Below are 18795 nucleotides of genomic sequence, written 5' to 3' on the forward strand. Positions count from 1 at the left end.
TAATCTCATATAAAACCTCACCTTATGTGAGTTTTATATTAGAATTCCTAAAACTATCAGTCTCTTAAGGAACTATTTGTATTAAGATAATTAGTAAAAGGAGTTTGAAATAATACATTCTTGCTTACAAGCATTTTAATGTATTTCTCGTACAATTCATGTTCTAGTTTGAGAATGTCTATTTTCTTATTGTGCTCGCTCATCTTGAGTTTCAGTAAAATAAGTGGCGAGACCCCTTCAATCTTTTTGTAGATTTCTAAGAGTGAAGAGACGCTGCTATTTGTAGCTTGTTCTTTAAAGATTTGATACTTCATTGCAGTTCTTCGGAAATCTTCATAGGCCGATTTATGGTCCTTTTCTTGTTCATTCTTCAGGGCTACTATTTCGCTTTCTGTGAGCAATTTATCAAAGTAATGATCACTTCTTTTTTCTCTGGTATTTCCGAAGAAAGGTAAATTTATCCCTACTCCTATGGCAAAGTTTTCGTCAAAGAACACACTGTTTTTACCGCCATATTTTGCCTGTACAAAATCTATAATCTTTTTAGACTTTGCGACGTCGAGTTCCATTTCGCTTTCAATAGTGGTCAGTTTTGACTGCCTTAATTGTATCTCCAGATTGTCTTGACTTGTATTCTCTTCTAGGGTAGTTGCTAAGATTTGAGTGGCCGTTATGACGTCGCTGCTCTTTAGATAAATAGCATTAGTACTTTCGCCAACCATCAGACTTAATACTGCATTTTGGTAGCCCTGGTCTTCTTTTAAACCCAGTAAAACAACTTCTGCTTCAAAGAGGTCTTCTTCAGAATCTACCACATCTCTTACATCAAAATTCTCATCATAGACCGTGTGTTCTAAGATCTTGAGCTTATCCTGTAATTGAATTTTCCGCTCCTCATAGGCTGTCCTTAGCTTCTCGTTAAATATATAGTCTACCAATAAATTATAGCGATCTTCAAGTTCTTCATTAAAATGAATACGTCCTTGAATTTCTACTTCATTTATTTTTGAAGTATACACTTGTTTCTTTGCGAGGACGGCACGCAGGCTATTAGGTTTCACCCTGATTGCATATTCCTGTCGTCTAAGCAAGAGGTCTCGCGTTTCAGACCTTAATTCTACATTATTAATAAGGGGTAAATTATGATTGTAATTTTTTAGAAAAGCTACTTGTATAGAGTCAAATTGTACTTGTTCTATTTGCTGTGCTCCCAGCAATACTTGGGTGGTAGTGATTTCTTTTTGTGCATATCCAGAAAAGAAAATCATTCCGAATAAAAACAACAAGAGTTGGTACTTCTGTAGTAAAAAATGCATTTATTGATTTAAGGTTAACGTCACTTTCTCTTTTTGTAGAAAAGGATTGTCCGGCGGAATCTCAATGATTACCTCTCTCCCATACGTTTTCAATTCTTTTATTTTTCTAATTCTTGGTGGGATTTCAACGATACGAGATCCTAAGGTTTTTATGATTCCTGTATTTTGTATATCGGGTCTTGACGTAGAAAATACCGTCACCTCATCTAGAAGGTTTACTTTTAAAAGCAAGTCTTCATGAATATACCCAATGACGAGCGTAGGGCTTTCTTCATAAAATGTTACGAGTGGAGAAAAAGAAGATATCTTTTCATCTTCTTTACAATGTATATTTCCTATCAACCCATCTGAAGGAGCTAAAATAGTTTCTTTTTCTTTTTTAATAGTAAAATAACTCAGCTCCTTCTCTAGGATTTTGATTCTAGAAAGCATTGGGTTATTAGTAACATACCGCTCATTTTTCAAATTGTTAATCTGGGTGCTAATGCTGGTTTTTGAATATTTTAATTCTTCTGTGAGCGCATTAATTCTTAAAATGATAGGGCTTTTTATATCACTTTTTTCGGTGGCATCTAGGTCAATACTTTTAAGACTACTCGCTAGTTTCTTGTTTTTGTCTAACTGCGCGTATTGTTGATCTATTTGAGCTTGAATCGCACTTGATTTTTCATTTAGTAAAATTTCTCTTTCTGAAATACGCCCATCTAAGTCCAGCTTCCACAATTCATACCGCGTTTTTAATTCTTCAATACTAAAAACGGCATCATTAATTTTGATGGGTAAGATGGAAGAAGAAACATCTATAATCACATCTCCTTTTTTTACTTTTTGACCTGTTGTGACATGAATACGATTTACCTCAACAGGGTTCTCCATATTAATTTGCGTTTCCTTGTTTTCGGCAAAGCCATAAAAGGTAACGGTGGTATTCATTTTAAATGAAAATGATATCACCAGAATGACCCCAACTAATAGGGCTACGATGTGTATAAGACTAAATTTTTTCATCGGCATCTCTAAAATTGATTCTAATATCATAAACGCCTTCCATCTTTGAAAGCTCATTTACAATGTCTCTAGCTCTTTCTTCGTGGATCACTTTAATTTTAAAAGCGAACACGATTGTTTTGATCCCTTTTGCATTTTTTCCTTTTCCATTCACGCCATATTTAGTTAATGAAAATCGAGCGCAATTGTTCTCTAAAAGCTCTTCAATTTTTTGACGTGTATCTTCCGTTTCTAAAATGATATTCGGGATTTCAAACTGAAGGCTTCCTATGACATGATTGACTTTACTAATGGGTGAATAGTATATGATAAAAACAATGAGACAAAATGCTATGGTTCCTACTAATGCTATAAATAACCCATACACTCCCGCAGCAATCCCTACCGCAATAGAGGTAAACATGAAGACCATGTTTCTAGGGTTTCTTAAGGTGGTTCTAAACCTAATAATAGCTAAAGCTCCTAACATCCCCAAGCCTCGCGCTAGACTATCGCCAATAGCCTGCATTACAGTAGCAACAGGAATTGAAATCAAAATCAAAGATTGAATAAAATACTTCGGACTTTCTATTTCCCTAGAGGTTCTTTGATAGGTGAGTGCTATTAAAGAAGATAGTACAAACGACACTAAAGCAATTATAATGACATTAGCTATCGAGGCGCCTTCTAGGTTATTACTTAGGTTTGAAAAATCAAACATATGTGATTGTGTGGTTAGTTAATTATAATTTTTCTAGCGGCTTGATACCCGTCGCCTTTAATTTTAAGAGTATACATTCCTGAATTCCAGCTTGAAACGTCAATTTTTAAAGTGCTCTTTTGGTTGTTGGTATCGTATACTTTTCTGCCCAACATGTCAAATATAATAATACTAGAACTAATGTCATTATTGAAAGTGATGGTTAATCGGTTTGAGGCAGGATTCGGTGTGATACGTATCGATTGTAAGGCAAGGGTGTCAACGCTCAAAACATCTTCAGCCACTCTAACATTGTCAATGGCGATATCGCTTCGCTCTCCCAGACCTGTGGTGCTGTCTAGGCGCAACTGCACCGTTTGATCTACATAGGGTGTTAAATCTATCACGGCGCTATTCCAGCTATCCCCTTGTGCACCATCCTCTAACCATAATGTTGTCCATCCGCTTCCATTATTCACCCGGGCAGAAAGATTGCCTGTGTCGCTACCAAACATGTGATAGTTAAAAGTAAAAAACGCAGTTGTCATCCCAGAGAGGTCTAAACAAGGACTATTTAATACCGCTCTCTTTGCAGGAAAACCTACATTAGCTCCTGTAGCCTCTGTATAAAAATAAGTTTCGCCCTCAAAAGCAGCTTCTGGTCCTGTATTATTTGTAGGAGTAGTACCTGAGCTTTCAACCCAATCAAAATCTGGACTTCCTATATGAGATACATCACCATCATTTTGAGCCCAATCTCCTAATCCATTTTCAAATCCTTCCGCATAAGGAAACGTTATGATCGTTGTGCCACAATCTATCCCTGGATTGCCTGTATGAAAATCATACGTGTCTTGTAAAACATCGATAGGATCCTCAGCAAAGTCTGTCTTACTCACATTTAAGTCTACAGTTAAGTGACCATAATTTGAATATAAGTCTTCAATTTTTGCAACCCTTAAAAAAGCAGATTTTGAACTTGTTTGGTTACTGGTGCAACTTGTTTGAGCGCCCACACGTTTAGCGCCTTGCAGAGCTCCCATCAATTTATCTGCCAGTGTTCCCGGTGTATTTAAGAACCCAGATTCCATATCATCTAACACATCCTGGGAAAGTAAAATATTTCCTTGTATGGCATAATTAGGCCCTACAATATCATTGGCAACAGAGCCATTTTGGCCCCCTGTAAAAGCAGCACTTCTAGGAGTTCCTCCTGGACCGTCTATGAGATCTACAACACCATACTGTCGTGAAGGAGCTGTTCCTGGTGCTGGGTCATTAGCAACTAACCAATCAATAATTTCTTGTGGGCTATCGCCAAGTTCCATACGCGCTCTAGCTGCAGCTTGGTTTATTGGATTCCAAGCAGCCTGAGAGCTAATGGCTCCAGTATTTAAAATAATATCACTAATAACTAGGGCTCCTTCTTCACCATTTAAATCATCTATGTCGAGACAGGTAGCTCCCGCATTTCCTATCTCCCCAGTTAGAGGATCTACGGCAACAATAGAAAAAGTATGTTGCGCTTGCATTTGTTGCAGTGTAAAGAGTGCTAGTAGTATTAAATTCCCTTTACTTTTTTTCATCTTCTTTCTTGTTATACGTCCTTCAAATTCTTAATCATAATTTTTGTCATCTCATCTAGATCAACCTCATCTTCCCAACCCCAATCTTGTCTAGCGGCTGTATCATCTATGGTTTGTGGCCAAGAGTCTGCAATAGCTTGTCTAAAATCTGACTCGTATTCAATAGTAAATTCTGGAATGTGTTTCTGGATGCTCGCCGTGATCTCTTCTGGAGCAAAACTCATGGCAGAAAGATTATAAGAGTTTCTAATTTTCACATCATCACTAGCAGCAAGCATGATATTTACCGTTGCCCGTATGGCATCGTCCATAAACATCATAGGTAATTTAGTTCCTTCTTTTAAAAAGCTAATGTATTTATTATGCTTTAATGCCTTATGATAAATATCTATCGCATAATCTGTGGTACCTCCTCCTGGTTGGGTTTTGTAGCTTATTAATCCAGGATAGCGTAAGCTCCGCACATCCACTCCATATCGTTTATTGAAATACTCACACCAGCGTTCGCCAGTTTGTTTGCTAATTCCATACACGGTGCTCGGCTCCATCACAGTGCGTTGCGGCGTATCACGCTTAGGTGTTGTAGGTCCAAAAACCGCGATACTTGATGGCCAGAAAATCTTATCTATTTTCCCATCTTTGGCGAGGTTGAGTACATTAAAAAGGGAGGTCATATTTAGATCCCAAGCTTTCATCGGGAACTTCTCTGACGTGGCGCTCAACATGGCCGCCATTAAATAAACGTCTGTAATCTCATACCCTATCACGATGTCTTGTATCGCGTCATAATCCATGGCATCAAGAATCTCAAAGGGGCCACTCTCCATTAAAGCGGCTGACGCCTCTGCTATATCACTAGCAATCACTTTATTGTGACCGTATATATTTCGCAAATACAAGGTGAGTTCTGTACCTATTTGTCCAGAGGCGCCTATTATGAGGATTCTTTTTTTCATATGTTTGGTTTATTTTTTATAAAGGTAACCATATCTATTGACGTTATTTTTATATGATTATATAATCTTTTATCTTGCTAGACCTTATATTTGTACTGCAAATTTGCACCTATGCAACTACTTCATTTTCAGTTAATAATTTTTAGCTTACTCGTTTTCTCTTCCTGCGAAAATGATAAAAACAAAACTCTTGAGGCTACTCAGGAAATCCAACAAGCTGAGGTTGTCTTCGGAAAAAACAACCATAACACACCATTGGAAAATCCTGCTGTTGCAGTAATTACCGCACAATGGGGAGCCTATATTGACTTTGCAGACGATATTCCAAAAGTGAACCGAAGCACCATAGATAAACTTAGAGTGCTCTCAAGCAGACTGGTTGTTTCTTCAGATTCCCTCTATCGTTTTATTCCAGATACCTTAAACACACGCCCTATTTCGGCAAGACTCTTGGTTTTACAAACAAGAATAAAACTACTCCATCAAGCATTAGGGTTTGATCGTTTAGACTCGATTAGAGTGGAGGAACACATTTTGGAAATAAATGATGCGCACTCTAATTTTATTACACAGATGAATGAGAAGTTTATCAAAGACGGTATCAATCAAGAACAGAAAGATGTGGAAGACCGCGAAATAGAAAAACGTAAACGAGATTCTATTTTTAAAGCAGAATTGAGAGATAATAACAAGAACTAGTTTCCTATTGCAAAGCATTTATAACTATTAAAACAGCCTTTGTATTTATATTTTATACTATAACAAACGACAAAAAAATTCTAAAAAATGCCCAATAGATTTGGACAGTTTTTTTGTTGCCTCAGAACGCTATAAATATTAAATGGTCTAAATTTGCAACAGTCCTTTTTATACAGAGTCTTTCACAGCACAAAGCGAACGGTCGTGATTCATTAGCCAATGTACATCAAAATATTAAAGGTTTGGTCAAATTAATTAAAGAAAGAAAATGAGAATCCTCACAGGAATCCAAAGCACAGGAACACCACATTTAGGGAATATATTAGGCGCATTAATCCCGGCCATCCAGATGGCTAATGACCCTGATAACGAATCATTTCTTTTCATCGCAGATATGCACTCGCTTACGCAGATTAAAGATGGCGCCACGCTAAGAGAGAACACTTACAGCACCGCTGCCACGTGGTTAGCCTTTGGATTAAATATTGAAAAATCTGTTTTCTATCGCCAGAGTGACATCCCACAAGTGACAGAATTATCTTGGTACTTAAGCTGCTTCTTTCCATATAAGCGATTAATGCTGGCACATAGTTTTAAAGACAAAGCAGATAGATTAGACGATGTAAACGCTGGGCTTTTTACCTACCCAATGTTAATGGCGGCAGATATACTTTTATACGATGCAGAGATTATTCCAGTAGGGAAAGATCAGATGCAACATATAGAAATGACTCGTGACGTTGCTTCTCGTTTTCACGCTCAACTAGGCGACACCTTTGTAATGCCTGAAGGTAAAGTACAAAAAGACACCATGCTTATCCCAGGAACAGATGGTGCTAAAATGAGTAAGTCAAAAGGAAACACTATTAATATTTTTCTGCCAGAAAAAAAACTGCGCAAGCAAATAATGGGCATTCAGACAGATAGTACTCCCCTTGAAGAACCTAAGGATTGGAAAACATGTAACTGTTTTACACTCTACAATTTATTAGCTTCAGAAGCTGAAATCACGCAGATGAAAGCAAATTATGAGAGTGGAAATTACGGTTACGGTCACGCTAAGCAAGCCCTCTACGAACTCATTTTAAACAAGTTTGAAACACCCCGTGAGCGCTACAACCATTTTATGGATAATAAGAATGAGATAGATAGTGCTTTAAAAATAGGTGCTGAAAAAGCAACATCTGTTGCTAGTGAAGTAATAAAGAGAGTGCGAACTAAAGTAGGTTACTAAATTTTTGATGCAAACTGCTTTAACTTTCCACGATTTGCGCGATCAAGTACAGAAACTTTTTTAAAATGTACGATGAGCCCTTCTTCTAGATACGTGACAACCGCTTTTCTTATGCGCTGCTCTTCGTTAGAGGTTAAGGCAGTATCCGCAACGTAGGTAATATGAAAGCAATCCACCTTGGTTTGTTCAATAATAAACTCCTTTACATTGCCATCGTCTTCTATGACACTTTTAGTCACGTAATAAAAAGTCAATCCTGGTACTTGTTTACCACTTGGTAATTTTGCTACATCATTTGTTCTTCCTACTAGTATTTCTAATATAGGCTTTTTAGCAGTGCTTGATTTTGCAATAACGCCGTGGTCGCCTATATCGTAACGAATCATAGGATGCGCTTTGTTATAGAGCGACGTAATAATAATTCGCCCAGGCATTCCATTAGGGACAGGCTGGTTATTATCATCTAGAATTTCTACAAACAGCGTTTCACTATTTAAAACAAATTCACCTTGTGGGTTTTCAAAGGCGATAAGGTCAAGTTCGCTAGCGCCATATTCATTATACACAGGAATCCCTAAGGTATCCTCCATTAATTTTTTATCACTTTCGTAGAGCATTTCGCTAGTCACAATACAACAGGTTAAAGTAGGGCAGACCTCTTTTAAGTTGCTGTTTTTCTTTTTAAGAAACTTAGCAAAAAGCACAATAGCGCTCGTATAACCATTAATATATTTAAACGGTTTTTGGGAGAAGACTTTTAAAAACTGTTCCAGTTTCTCATCAGATAAATCAAAAATAGGAAAGCGATATCTGTTGCTTAAGCGGTCTTTTAATCGCTCCTTGTAATAACCTATGCTGTCTAATGGAATTCCGTAAAATCGTGCTTGTAGCGATGTGTTAAAATCAATTCCATGCCAAGAAAAGCGATCCATAATTTCTGCCCAAGTGAAGGCGTGACAAAACTTATCTTTAGCAAAAACAAAAGGATGCCCGCTACTCCCCGAGGTTTTATTAACGTAGACATTCTTATTAGAAAAGCCATGTGATAATCGCTCGACCAACGGTTGTTGTAAATCTGCTTTGGTCATCACTGGTAAAGCATCCCAGCTTCGGAAATATGCTAGGTTTGAAAATTTAATATAAAAATCACTCTCCCTTAAGTGATAAGAGACAATATCTTTTTTCAGTTTTTCGACATACACTGAATACTCCTTCTCACTAATTGCTTGAATTGCTTGCAGCCTCTTTTTAGCCTCCTTTATAGGGAAGCCTTTTAGCTGCAGGGTTTTTTCAAAAAGGTTCAAGTTTAAATTGGTTTTAATGACAAGGTGTAAAAATACGTAGATTAAGCGAGTTCCAGTTTTTTTAATCTTTTTGCTTAAAAAAACTTCCCGCTCCCAACTTCTTTCTCCCCACATTTTCCCCTATTTTTACACCTTTAGAAAAAACCCATACACTATGAATATTCTCGTATTAGGATCTGGAGGTCGCGAACATACTTTTGCTTACCAATTGGCCAAAAGTGAACGTTGCAAAAATATTTTTGTAGCTCCAGGAAATGCCGGTACTGCTGCTATTGCAACCAACGTTGCTTTGTCAGTAACAGATTTTTCTGCCATTGAAAAATGCGTCGTTGAGAATCACATTAATATGGTTATCGTAGGGCCAGAAGATCCATTAGTACAAGGCATCACTGACTATTTTGCTGAAACGCCAAGCCTTAAAAAAGTGCAAATCATTGGGCCATCAAAAAGAGGTGCTTTACTGGAAGGAAGTAAAGAGCGCGCAAAAGAGTTTATGATGGCGCACAACATACCGACTGCCGCCTACGCGAGTTTTACAAAAGCTAGCCTAGAAGCAGGTAAACAATTTTTAGAGACCCTATCTCCACCCTACGTACTTAAAGCAGACGGCTTAGCCGCTGGAAAAGGAGTGTTGATTATAGAAGATATTTCCGAAGCAAAAATGGAACTAGAGGCAATGTTGAGCGGGAAGTTTGGTGATGCTAGTACAACTGTTGTGATCGAAGAATTTTTAGATGGAATAGAGTTGAGCGTGTTTGTTTTAACAGACGGTAAAAACTATAAAGTGCTGCCTACCGCAAAAGATTATAAAAGAATAGGAGAAGGTGATAAAGGATTAAACACCGGTGGAATGGGCGCAATATCTCCCGTCCCTTTTGCAGATGATGTATTGATGCAAAAAATAGAAGAGCGTATTGTAAAACCTACTGTTAACGGTCTTAAAAAAGAAAAAATAGATTACAAGGGGTTTGTGTTTATCGGAATTATAAAAGTTGGCGAGGAGCCTTACGTGATAGAATACAATGTACGTATGGGCGACCCAGAAACGGAAGTGGTCTTGCCAAGAATAAAGACAGATTTCGTTGATCTTATGGAAGCAACATACGAGCAAAACCTAGATATTATGCCTCTCGAGATTGATGAAAGAAGCGCCGCAACTATTATGCTCGTTTCTGGCGGATATCCAGAGGCCTATGATAAAGGAAAGAAAATAACGGGTGTAGAAAATGTGAGTGACTCGATCGTTTTTCACGCAGGAACAAAGCTAGAGGGAAATGATGTGGTTACCAATGGAGGTCGCGTGATCGCAGTAACATCACTAGATGCTGACTATAAAAATGCCATTAAAAAATCCTACCAAAATTGTGAAAAAATCACTTTTGATAGGATGTATTATAGAACCGATATCGGTTTTGATCTTTAAATCTAGTATCCGTCGTGATACTTATCACCACCTAAAAACGAGTGGGAAGTTGAAGTTCTGTCCTCTTCATTGTTGTCGTTAAAGCCCTTAAGTTGCTTCATCCAGTAAGCAAAAGCTACAATTAAAATAGCAAAAAATATCCAGTTCATGAAGTTTGCAAGACCCCAGGACTCAACCTCTGTGGCTCGCATCCAGTTAAAAGGTGCAAATAAAACATTCTCTGTAATTTCTTGAATCGCGTTATAAACGTCTGTTAAAGCCATATCTTTAAATTTATTTTACAAAAGTAAAAAAATAACCTCGTATGCTCGCAAGCTTTTTCGGTAAATCTAAGCCAATAAATTATGTGCTTCTTAGCGCACTGTTATTTATCGGGTTTCTAGCCGCAATTTTTAAAGGCAGTATCCCATTTTCATCTCCTCCGGAAATACTAACGGCGCTATCACTTCTGCTGCTATTAATTTTTAGCTTATTACTTTTAGATTTTGTGATTCGAAAGAATAATCTCACGGGTAAAAATACCTATGGGATTCTATTTTTCACCTTATTTATCATTCAGCTTCCTGTGATACACGAAAGTCCGCAGATCATCTGGGCGATGCTCTGTTTAATGCTGGCAACCCGCAGATTCTTATCGCTTAACTCAGATATAAACATAGAAAAGAAAATACTCGACGCTTCTTTTTATATCGCGATTGCAGGCTTATTCTTCCCCTGGTGTTGGTTGTTTTTTGGAGTACTCTTTCTAAGTATTCTCTTGCATACTGCAGTGCAGCTGCGCTATTTAATAATACCGGTAATAGGCGTGCTCGTGGTTTTTATTCTTAAAACTACGTATCACTTTTTGGTAGATGATGGTTTTGAATGGTTTTTTACGCCGTGGTTTGAGATGTCATTTAGCTTCGGGGCTTATAACTCGCTTGGTATTTTGATTACCGCATTATTAGTCGCTTTATTTATACTATGGATGGGAACTATGCGCCTTATAAGAATTCCTTCATTACCTAAAAAAGAACGATCCCGCGCTTGGCTCATGCTTATAGTTCTAGTCTTCACATTGTTTATGGCTGTTTTGGGCGATGTAAAAACGGGAGCAGAATTATTATTGCCAGTATTCCCTTTAGCCATTATTTCGGCAAACTTCCTTGAGGTTAATGAAGGCTCAGGACGCGCAAAGCCCTTTGACTTTTGGTTCAAAGAATTACTAATGTGGTTTTTATTGCTTATTTCCTTAGTGCTTTTAATTGTGTGAAAAAGCTAAATCTCATACATATAGAACAGCAGCTCAAACATCGTTGGGACTATAAATATGTGTGGAAACGGAAACAGAATAATATTTGGGATTCTTACACTTCATATATCTATACTACTCAAAATTGGGAGGATCTTATCCCAAAAATAGCACAAACGGTTGCGGAGCATGCCTTAGATAAACACGAGCTCTTTTACTACGCAAGTAATCGCTGGTATAACTTCTGGAGTGCCCTGGCAGTAGAGCAGCTCTTTACCGAAATTGCCGGCATCACACCTGTTGAAAACAGTAAAGACCGAGAGAAAGATTTTTATCTCAAGGGGATTCCTTTTGATCATAAAACTTCCGTCTTTCCAAAAGGTTTTGGATACGATGTGAACTATGCGCATACCAATGAAATAGAGCTGATCACTTGGCTTTACGAGCATCAAAGTAGCCAACAGCGATTTCATTTAAAGAATAGACTTTTTGTTATTGTTCACGATAAAAACGGAGAACACTGGAAGATAAAAGCAAAACTTTCGCTCATTGCAAAATGCATTAAAAATTATATGAAAAGCTATCATGAAGACCAACTTCAAAAGGTTATTTTTGCTGATAATAAAACAGCCCAAAGCGATATCATTTGGGTACAGCAATGAACTATATAGGCAGTAAAAATAGTCTCTCTTCTTTTATCCTCAGCACAGTGCAAAACGTGGTGGGCGATGGTCTGTCTACAAAAACGTTTGCAGACATTTTTGCAGGAACAGGTAGTGTGGGAAGAACATTTAAGCCTTTGGTAAAGCAGGTCATTGCTAATGATGTTGAATACTACAGCTACATCTTAAACCGAAATTATATAGGCAACCATACTTCTTTAAAATATCAAACTTTTATCACGAAATTAAATGAGTTGGACGGTGTTGAAGGGTTTATATTTCAGCAATATGCAGAAGGAGGTAGTGAAGGTCGCTTGTATTTCAGCAATGAAAACGGTAAAAAAATAGACGCAGCCAGACGACAGATTGAATCCTGGAAAGTTGAAAATAAATTATCTGAAGAACTGTATTTTTTCTTATTAGCTTCCTTGTTAGAGAGTGCAGATAAAGTGGCAAATACAGCCTCTGTTTATGGTGCGTATTTAAAAAGTCTAAAAAAGACTGCTCAAAAAAAGCTAGTGCTCGCACCTGCGGTATTTCAGGAAACAGAAAAAGGGCATCAAGTTTTTCAAGAGGACAGCAATACACTTATAAAAGATATTTCTGGCGATATTCTATATCTAGACCCGCCTTATAACGCACGACAGTATGGCGCCAACTACCATTTACTCACCACTATCGCAAAATATGATACCTTTGTACCCAGAGGGAAAACAGGTTTGCGGGAGTATTATAAAAGTGCTTATTGTAGGAAGAATGAGGTGTTAGATTCCTTTACACAGTTGATAGCAGACGCACAATTTAAGTACATATTCTTAAGTTATAATAACGAGGGATTGATGTCGCAAGAAGATGTTGAAAAAGTGATGACCACCCACGGTTCCTACCAACTAGAAACTAAAAAATATCGTCGTTTTAAAGCCGACAAAACTGAAAATAGAAACCACAAAGCAGATAGTACATTTGAATATCTGCATATTTTAGAGAAAAAATAAAACCTATGACATTTACAGATCTCGCAAACAAGATTTTTATTGAAACCATTGTAAAATATCACCAAAAGAATGATGTGGCACAAGAGTTTTCAAACCCATATGATAAAGAAGAAAAGCTTCTAGAGCATTTGCTATACAGAAAATGCTGGATTGACACAGTGCAATGGCACTATGAAGACATCATAAGAGATCCCAACATAGACCCAGTAAGCGCCCTTACTTTAAAAAGGAAAATAGATGCGTCAAATCAAGATCGCACCGATATGGTGGAATATATAGACAGTTATTTTTTAGACAAATACAGCAGTGTTTCTGCAGATAAAGAAGCAAGGATAAATACAGAAAGCCCAGCTTGGGGTGTTGATAGACTTTCTATCCTTGCCTTAAAAGTATACCACATGAATGAGGAAGCTACGCGCGATACCGCTAGTATGGAACACAGAAAAACGTGCCAAGTAAAACTAGACACGTTACTTGACCAACGTATAGATTTAAGCACTGCTATTGATCAACTTTTAAATGACATCGCTACTGGAGTTAAGTATATGAAAGTCTATAAGCAGATGAAAATGTATAATGATGATGAGTTGAACCCTGTGCTTAGGGGCGAGAAATAAGAGGTTTGAAAAAACCCAATCACATATTAGTAATTAGACTTTCTGCAATGGGCGATGCCGCTATGGCAGTCCCTGTTTTACGTACCCTTTTACAAACCTATCCAGACATAAGGCTAACAGTAATTACTAAACCTTTTTTTGCTGCTTTATTTGAAGAGCTACCACGCACCTCCTGTATTGCCGCAGATGTGTATGGCAAACACAAAAACTTTGGGTTAATCAGTCTCGCAAAACAAGCAAAAAATCAAGGTATTGATGCCGTGGCAGACTTACACAATGTGCTTCGGTCTAAAGTGATAAGAAGCTGTCTTAAGCTCGTCGGAATTCCAACAGCTAAAATTGACAAAGGACGTCACGAGAAAAAAAAGCTAGTGAATGCCGCTGGCGGAAACATCTCCCAACTAAAAAGAACACACCAACGCTATGCAGATGTATTTGCCGGTTTAGGCCTGCCTATTGAATTAGCAAATCATGCATACCCAGAACATAAAACACTTTCTAAAAAACTCCACGACATTATTGGTCTACAGCCAAGAAAACTTATTGGAATTGCACCATTTGCTGCTCACAAAGGAAAAGTATACCCTTTGTCTTTTATGAAAGAAGTGATCCGTCAACTAGATGAAATAGGTTCTTATAAAATTTTCCTTTTCGGTGGAGGTAATGAAGAAAAAAGAATGCTCGATGCAATTGCGGCACCTTATAGGGAAGTTACTTGTTTGGTTAATGTACTCTCCTTTGAAGAAGAGCTTACGCTCATTTCAAACCTAGATCTAATGGTCTCGATGGATAGTGGTAACGGTCATCTCGCCGCTATGTATAATGTAAAGGTCATCACACTCTGGGGAGTAACACATCCTTATGCGGGATTTGCACCCTTTAATCAGCCCAACGCGCAACAGCTTATCGCTAACAGGGATAAATATGCTCTTATTCCAACCTCCATCTACGGGAACAAATACCCTGAAGCATACGAGAATTGTATGGAGAGTATTCCTGTAGAAGTAGTAGTTGAGAAAATTTTGGCCGTAATTTAATCGTGGCTTTAGTCAAGCGTAAAAATTCTTTTTTCGCGTTAGACTCCGATTCCATTAGACATCATCATAATCTACCACCACTTTTGCGGTTGTAGGGTGCGCTTGGCACGTAAGGATAAAACCATCTGCAATTTCACCGTCTGTTAAGATTTGGTTTTTGCGCATTTCTGCTTTTCCCTCTTTTACCCTAGCAATGCACGTGCTACAAATACCCCCTTGACACGAGAATGGTGCATCTAGATCTTGCGCTAAGGCTGCCTCAAGAATAGATTTGTCCTGTGGCATCGTAAAGGTTTTCTCCTCGTCATCTAGTAAAATGGTAATTTCTGTATTGCCATCATGAGCTTCTTCTAATTCTCCTTCATTTGAAGAAGTAAACAACTCAAAATGCACTAAGCTTTCATTTATTCCGTGATCTTTAAGTGTTGCTGACACTTCATTTATCATTAATTCTGGTCCGCAAAGGTAGAATCCAGAAAAAGAGGTCTGTTCAAATTTATTTTTCAATAAATAGTTAACAATATCTCCGTTTAATCTGCCTTGTTTTGCTCCATATACACGCTCTCTACTAAACACCCATTCTATTTGAAGACGACCGTCGCTTTCTTGCTCTAAAGTCATTAGCTCTTCATAAAACATGGCTTCTTTTTGTGACTGATTTCCAAAGGCCAATAAAAATGTGCTATTTAGTTCTTCTTTAAGCACTGTTTTTATAATAGATAATACAGGTGTAATTCCACTTCCTGCGGCAAACGCCGCATAATTATTTGTGGCGTCTTTATTCGTCTCGCAAATAAATTTTCCCTCTGGCTTCATCACTTCTATTTCATCTCCTTTTTTGAGAGTTTCGTTGGCGTAGACAGAAAAAGCACCGCCATCTACTTTCTTAATCCCAACCTTAATTGTCCCATCTCCAGGTACACTGCAAATGGAATATGCACGACGTATTTCATTACCGTCAAGCGTATGCCTAAACGTAATATACTGACCAGCAGTGAATGAAAAAGTTTCTTTTAAATGCTCTGGTATCACAAAGGATACCAAAACAGCATTTGGGGTTTCTTTTTTTACTTCGGAAACAATAAGGGTATGAAAATCGCTCATGTGCATTAAATATTTTGGCAAAAATAAGTAATTAAACGGCAATCTATTATTACATAACATAGTCTTAACAAGAGTAGAGCAAGTGTTTTTCTTTTGCTAAAATAAAATGGAAATTCTCAACAGAAATCGCACCCATAAATGAGGCACATTATCACGTAATTTTTAAAGGCTTAAAATTTCCGAAGTAAGCATGAAGCCTAGTAAACCCCTTAATTTTTAATCACTAAGAAGCGCTTATACCTAAATTAATAGTATTTTTACGGCTCTCTTGACTTTTTTATACTAAAAGCTGGGCTTTTAAGTTATTAATACGGATAAACAGGACAGATTTTGAAGCACTTATATAAACTTTTACTTTTTGCGCTGACACTCACGGTTCTTGTAGCCTGCTCTCGTAAAAAAGATTCTTTCGTTAACCGTAATTACCACGCCGTTACAGGAGAGTTCAATACCCTCTATAATGGAGAGGTTGCCTTTGATAAAGGAAAAGCATCGCTTGCCGGGACTTTTAACGATAACTACTGGAAGGTTTTACCTATAGAACGTATGGAGTCTAAGGATGAAGTGATACTCCCAGGAGACTCTAAAGACCCAAACTTTAATCGCGCAGAAGAAAAATCTGTTAAGATGATCCAAAAGCACGGGATGTACATTGATGGGCAAGAACACAACCCGCAAGTAGATGAGGCTTATATATTGCTTGGGAAAACACGCTATTTTGATCAACGTTTTGTACCTGCACTAGATGCTTTTAATTTTATTCTAGACCGATACCCTACGAGTAACAATATTAATAAAGCGAAAGTATGGAAGGCGAAAACGAACATTCGTCTTAATAATGAAGAGATCGCAATCGGGAATCTTAAAAAGATGCTTGAGAATGATGAAATTGATGATGAAGATATTGCAGAGGCTTCGGCAAGTATAGCAGAAGCATATTTGCGCATGGACTCTATCCCTGAGGCTTTGCCTTTTGTTAAGGAAGCATCTGCACTTGTAAAAAACAAAGAATTAAAAGGTCGTTATTTATACATTAAAGGACAGCTTTATAACGAGCTTGGTGAAAAGGATAGTGCAAACATAGCGTTTGATGAGGTAATAGCCCTCAATAGAAAGACGTCGCGTGATTATATGATTAATGCATATTTAGCGAAGGCGCGTAACTTTGACTACGATAAAGAAGATAAAGTCGTTTTTCTAGAACTGCTTACTGAGCTTGAAGAAAACCGAGAGAATCGCCCTTATCTTGATAAGATTTACAACCAAAAAGGGAATTATTACCTACAAACAGCAAATGTAGATACGGCCGTTATTTTTTATAACAAGTCTATCCGAAATGTTACCAAAGACAAAACTTTACAGTCGATAAACTACAGAACACTTGCTGAGATTAACTTTGACGAAGCGCTGTATAAAAATGCAGGAGCTTATTATGATAGTACACTTTTAAACTTAGATGATAAATCTCGCCTTTTTAGAAGAATAAAAAAGAAACGTGAGAATCTAGATGACGTGATCAAGTATGAAGATATTGCCACAATTAACGATAGTGTATTGCGTGTTGCTGGGATGAGTGATGATGATAAACTGTCCTATTTTACAGAATACACCGCGAAGCTAAAAGACCAAGCCATTGCAGATTCTATTGCTTTTGCAAAAGAAAAAAGCAAAAAAGGGATAAAAGATAATGAGTTCTTTAAAAAGAAGAAGACAGATGATAAGACAAGCTCAGGACCTTTCTATTTCTATAATTCTTCTACTGCGGCTTATGGAAAGCAGGAGTTTAGAAAAACTTGGGGAGACCGGGAGCTAGCAGATTACTGGAGAATCTCTAGCCAACGTAAATCTGGTATTGAAGACAAAGAAGTGACTACAGAAGATATTGCATCTATCGCAGATGATGTACGCTTTGATCCTGAAACGTATATTGCTCAAATTCCTACAGATCAAAAGGTACTTGATAGTCTCTCTTCAGACAGGAACTTTGCTTATTACCAACTAGGGCTTATCTACAAGGAGAAGTTTAAAGAGTATAACCTTGCAGCAAACAGGCTTGAAAAATTGCTCACACTTCAACCAGAAGAAAGACTTGTTCTGCCTGCAAAATACAATCTTTATAAAATCTACGGAATCCTTGAAAACGGAAGTCTGGAACAACAATACAAGACAGACATCTTAAATAAACACAGCGATTCTCGTTATGCCGAAATTTTAAGAAACCCGTCTACGCAGCTGGCAACAGATGAGTCGAGTCCAGAGTTTAAGTATAATGCGCTTTATAAAAAGTTTGAAGCACAGCGCTATCAAGACGTGATTGATACAGCAGATGAATATATTACAACTTATAACGGGGATGAGATTGTCCCAAAATTAGAATTACTGAAAGCTACTGCCTTAGGAAAACAAGAAGGATATGACGCATATAAAAAGGCGCTTAATTATGTATCTCTTAATTATCCTAATGATGACGAAGGGAAACAGGCACAACTTATTTATTCTAACACCTTGCCAAAATTAGCCTTTAACTCATTTATGCCCTATGATGAAGGTAAAAGCTTTAAGATTGTGTATTCTTTCTCAAAAGCAGAACGCGAGCAAGCTGAAAGCTTAAAGACATTATTAGATGAGATTATCGTAAAAGCCAACTATGCTAATATGATTACCTCTATAGACTATTACAATCCAGATATAGATTTTGTAGTCGTTCACGGGCTTAAGTCTAGATTAGGTTCTCAAGGTTTTGGAGAGATTCTCTACGAAGGTAATATGAAAACCAAAAACAAGAAGTTTAAGATTACTCGTACATTCTTTGACATTTCGACAGAAAATTATAAAACGATACAGATTCACAAGAATCTAGATATCTATCTTAACCCTCCGATACAAGCGGCAAAAGAGATTAAAGAGAAAAAAGTAGATAACAAAAAAGATTAAGCCCCACGAC

17 protein-coding genes are annotated in these 18795 nt (G+C 37.5%); 9 read left to right on the forward strand and 8 right to left on the reverse strand.

The window, feature by feature from the left end:
* Nucleotides 1-56: 56 nt before the first annotated feature.
* From ABXT71_RS03690 to ABXT71_RS03710, 5 genes are read right to left on the reverse strand one after another with little or no spacing between them, the layout of a single operon-like run.
* Complete coding sequence (locus ABXT71_RS03690; protein WP_415372499.1) at nucleotides 57-1316, reverse strand: hypothetical protein; 1260 nt, start codon at nucleotides 1314-1316, stop codon at nucleotides 57-59.
* On the reverse strand, nucleotides 1317-2354 hold the full coding sequence (locus ABXT71_RS03695) for an HlyD family secretion protein (RefSeq protein ID WP_415372500.1): 1038 nt from the start codon (nucleotides 2352-2354) through the stop codon (nucleotides 1317-1319). It lies immediately after the preceding gene.
* Nucleotides 2311-3024 (reverse strand): DUF4956 domain-containing protein, encoded by a 714-nt coding sequence (locus ABXT71_RS03700; protein WP_415372501.1) that lies wholly within the window; start codon nucleotides 3022-3024, stop codon nucleotides 2311-2313. Before ABXT71_RS03700 ends, ABXT71_RS03695 begins: the two co-directional genes overlap by 44 nt.
* 14 nt (nucleotides 3025-3038) lie before the next feature.
* Nucleotides 3039-4589, reverse strand: coding sequence for a DUF1028 domain-containing protein (locus ABXT71_RS03705; RefSeq protein WP_415372502.1), 1551 nt, complete (start codon nucleotides 4587-4589; stop codon nucleotides 3039-3041).
* An 11-nt stretch (nucleotides 4590-4600) separates the two neighbouring features.
* Nucleotides 4601-5545, reverse strand: coding sequence for an NAD-dependent epimerase/dehydratase family protein (locus tag ABXT71_RS03710; RefSeq protein ID WP_415372503.1), 945 nt, complete (start codon nucleotides 5543-5545; stop codon nucleotides 4601-4603).
* A gap of 111 nt (nucleotides 5546-5656) precedes the next feature.
* Between ABXT71_RS03710 and ABXT71_RS03715 the strand changes: the two genes are divergently transcribed.
* Both ABXT71_RS03715 and trpS read left to right on the forward strand, forming a co-directional pair.
* Nucleotides 5657-6244 carry a hypothetical protein gene (locus ABXT71_RS03715; protein ID WP_415372504.1) on the forward strand — a complete coding sequence of 196 codons (588 nt, stop codon included), beginning with the start codon at nucleotides 5657-5659 and terminating at the stop codon, nucleotides 6242-6244.
* 268 nt (nucleotides 6245-6512) lie between these two features.
* Nucleotides 6513-7478 carry a tryptophan--tRNA ligase gene (trpS, locus tag ABXT71_RS03720; protein ID WP_415372505.1) on the forward strand — a complete coding sequence of 322 codons (966 nt, stop codon included), beginning with the start codon at nucleotides 6513-6515 and terminating at the stop codon, nucleotides 7476-7478.
* Here trpS and ABXT71_RS03725 read toward each other — a convergent pair.
* A complete protein-coding gene (locus ABXT71_RS03725) occupies nucleotides 7475-8896 on the reverse strand; it encodes a phenylacetate--CoA ligase family protein (RefSeq protein WP_415372506.1) in 1422 nt (473 codons plus the stop codon). The genes trpS and ABXT71_RS03725 overlap by 4 nt on opposite strands.
* 40 nt (nucleotides 8897-8936) lie before the next feature.
* Here ABXT71_RS03725 and purD point away from each other — a divergent pair, with 40 nt between their 5' ends.
* The gene (gene purD / locus ABXT71_RS03730; protein WP_415372507.1) at nucleotides 8937-10205 is read left to right on the forward strand and encodes a phosphoribosylamine--glycine ligase; all 1269 of its coding nucleotides are present in this window, start codon (nucleotides 8937-8939) and stop codon (nucleotides 10203-10205) included.
* 2 nt (nucleotides 10206-10207) lie between these two features.
* Here purD and ABXT71_RS03735 read toward each other — a convergent pair whose 3' ends face one another.
* The gene (locus ABXT71_RS03735) at nucleotides 10208-10468 is read right to left on the reverse strand and encodes a DUF6341 family protein (RefSeq protein ID WP_415372508.1); all 261 of its coding nucleotides are present in this window, start codon (nucleotides 10466-10468) and stop codon (nucleotides 10208-10210) included.
* A gap of 41 nt (nucleotides 10469-10509) precedes the next feature.
* Here ABXT71_RS03735 and ABXT71_RS03740 point away from each other — a divergent pair, with 41 nt between their 5' ends.
* From ABXT71_RS03740 to ABXT71_RS03760, 5 genes are read left to right on the forward strand one after another with little or no spacing between them, the layout of a single operon-like run.
* The gene (locus ABXT71_RS03740) at nucleotides 10510-11457 is read left to right on the forward strand and encodes a DUF6427 family protein (RefSeq protein ID WP_415372509.1); all 948 of its coding nucleotides are present in this window, start codon (nucleotides 10510-10512) and stop codon (nucleotides 11455-11457) included.
* Nucleotides 11454-12098, forward strand: a complete 645-nt coding sequence (locus ABXT71_RS03745; RefSeq protein ID WP_415372510.1) for a hypothetical protein — start codon at nucleotides 11454-11456, stop codon at nucleotides 12096-12098. Before ABXT71_RS03740 ends, ABXT71_RS03745 begins: the two co-directional genes overlap by 4 nt.
* On the forward strand, nucleotides 12095-13093 hold the full coding sequence (locus ABXT71_RS03750) for a DNA adenine methylase (RefSeq protein ID WP_415372511.1): 999 nt from the start codon (nucleotides 12095-12097) through the stop codon (nucleotides 13091-13093). Before ABXT71_RS03745 ends, ABXT71_RS03750 begins: the two co-directional genes overlap by 4 nt.
* 5 nt (nucleotides 13094-13098) lie before the next feature.
* A complete protein-coding gene (locus ABXT71_RS03755) occupies nucleotides 13099-13710 on the forward strand; it encodes a DUF4254 domain-containing protein (RefSeq protein WP_415372512.1) in 612 nt (203 codons plus the stop codon).
* A 5-nt stretch (nucleotides 13711-13715) separates the two neighbouring features.
* The gene (locus ABXT71_RS03760; RefSeq protein WP_415372513.1) at nucleotides 13716-14747 is read left to right on the forward strand and encodes a glycosyltransferase family 9 protein; all 1032 of its coding nucleotides are present in this window, start codon (nucleotides 13716-13718) and stop codon (nucleotides 14745-14747) included.
* A 54-nt stretch (nucleotides 14748-14801) separates the two neighbouring features.
* Here the strand turns inward: ABXT71_RS03760 and ABXT71_RS03765 are convergent, their stop codons facing one another.
* A complete protein-coding gene (locus tag ABXT71_RS03765) occupies nucleotides 14802-15851 on the reverse strand; it encodes a 2Fe-2S iron-sulfur cluster-binding protein (protein WP_415372514.1) in 1050 nt (349 codons plus the stop codon).
* Between the two features lie 330 nt (nucleotides 15852-16181).
* Here ABXT71_RS03765 and ABXT71_RS03770 point away from each other — a divergent pair, with 330 nt between their 5' ends.
* Nucleotides 16182-18785: a tetratricopeptide repeat protein gene (locus ABXT71_RS03770; protein ID WP_415372515.1), complete on the forward strand. Its 2604-nt coding sequence runs from the start codon at nucleotides 16182-16184 to the stop codon at nucleotides 18783-18785.
* The last annotated feature ends 10 nt before the right edge of the window (nucleotides 18786-18795 follow it).

Source organism: Patiriisocius sp. Uisw_047 (assembly GCF_047730165.1).
Lineage (GTDB): Bacteria > Bacteroidota > Bacteroidia > Flavobacteriales > Flavobacteriaceae > Patiriisocius.

What these genes read in the sequence shown, in the direction of transcription:
- ABXT71_RS03690 (WP_415372499.1), bottom strand. Translation starts at nt 1,316, where the DNA reads ATGCATTTTTTACTACAGAAGTACCAACTCTTGTTGTTTTTATTCGGA.
- ABXT71_RS03695 (WP_415372500.1), bottom strand. Translation starts at nt 2,354, where the DNA reads ATGATATTAGAATCAATTTTAGAGATGCCGATGAAAAAATTTAGTCTT.
- ABXT71_RS03700 (WP_415372501.1), bottom strand. Translation starts at nt 3,024, where the DNA reads ATGTTTGATTTTTCAAACCTAAGTAATAACCTAGAAGGCGCCTCGATA.
- ABXT71_RS03705 (WP_415372502.1), bottom strand. Translation starts at nt 4,589, where the DNA reads ATGAAAAAAAGTAAAGGGAATTTAATACTACTAGCACTCTTTACACTG.
- ABXT71_RS03710 (WP_415372503.1), bottom strand. Translation starts at nt 5,545, where the DNA reads ATGAAAAAAAGAATCCTCATAATAGGCGCCTCTGGACAAATAGGTACA.
- ABXT71_RS03715 (WP_415372504.1), top strand. Translation starts at nt 5,657, where the DNA reads ATGCAACTACTTCATTTTCAGTTAATAATTTTTAGCTTACTCGTTTTC.
- trpS (WP_415372505.1), top strand. Translation starts at nt 6,513, where the DNA reads ATGAGAATCCTCACAGGAATCCAAAGCACAGGAACACCACATTTAGGG.
- ABXT71_RS03725 (WP_415372506.1), bottom strand. Translation starts at nt 8,896, where the DNA reads ATGTGGGGAGAAAGAAGTTGGGAGCGGGAAGTTTTTTTAAGCAAAAAG.
- purD (WP_415372507.1), top strand. Translation starts at nt 8,937, where the DNA reads ATGAATATTCTCGTATTAGGATCTGGAGGTCGCGAACATACTTTTGCT.
- ABXT71_RS03735 (WP_415372508.1), bottom strand. Translation starts at nt 10,468, where the DNA reads ATGGCTTTAACAGACGTTTATAACGCGATTCAAGAAATTACAGAGAAT.
- ABXT71_RS03740 (WP_415372509.1), top strand. Translation starts at nt 10,510, where the DNA reads ATGCTCGCAAGCTTTTTCGGTAAATCTAAGCCAATAAATTATGTGCTT.
- ABXT71_RS03750 (WP_415372511.1), top strand. Translation starts at nt 12,095, where the DNA reads ATGAACTATATAGGCAGTAAAAATAGTCTCTCTTCTTTTATCCTCAGC.
- ABXT71_RS03755 (WP_415372512.1), top strand. Translation starts at nt 13,099, where the DNA reads ATGACATTTACAGATCTCGCAAACAAGATTTTTATTGAAACCATTGTA.
- ABXT71_RS03765 (WP_415372514.1), bottom strand. Translation starts at nt 15,851, where the DNA reads ATGAGCGATTTTCATACCCTTATTGTTTCCGAAGTAAAAAAAGAAACC.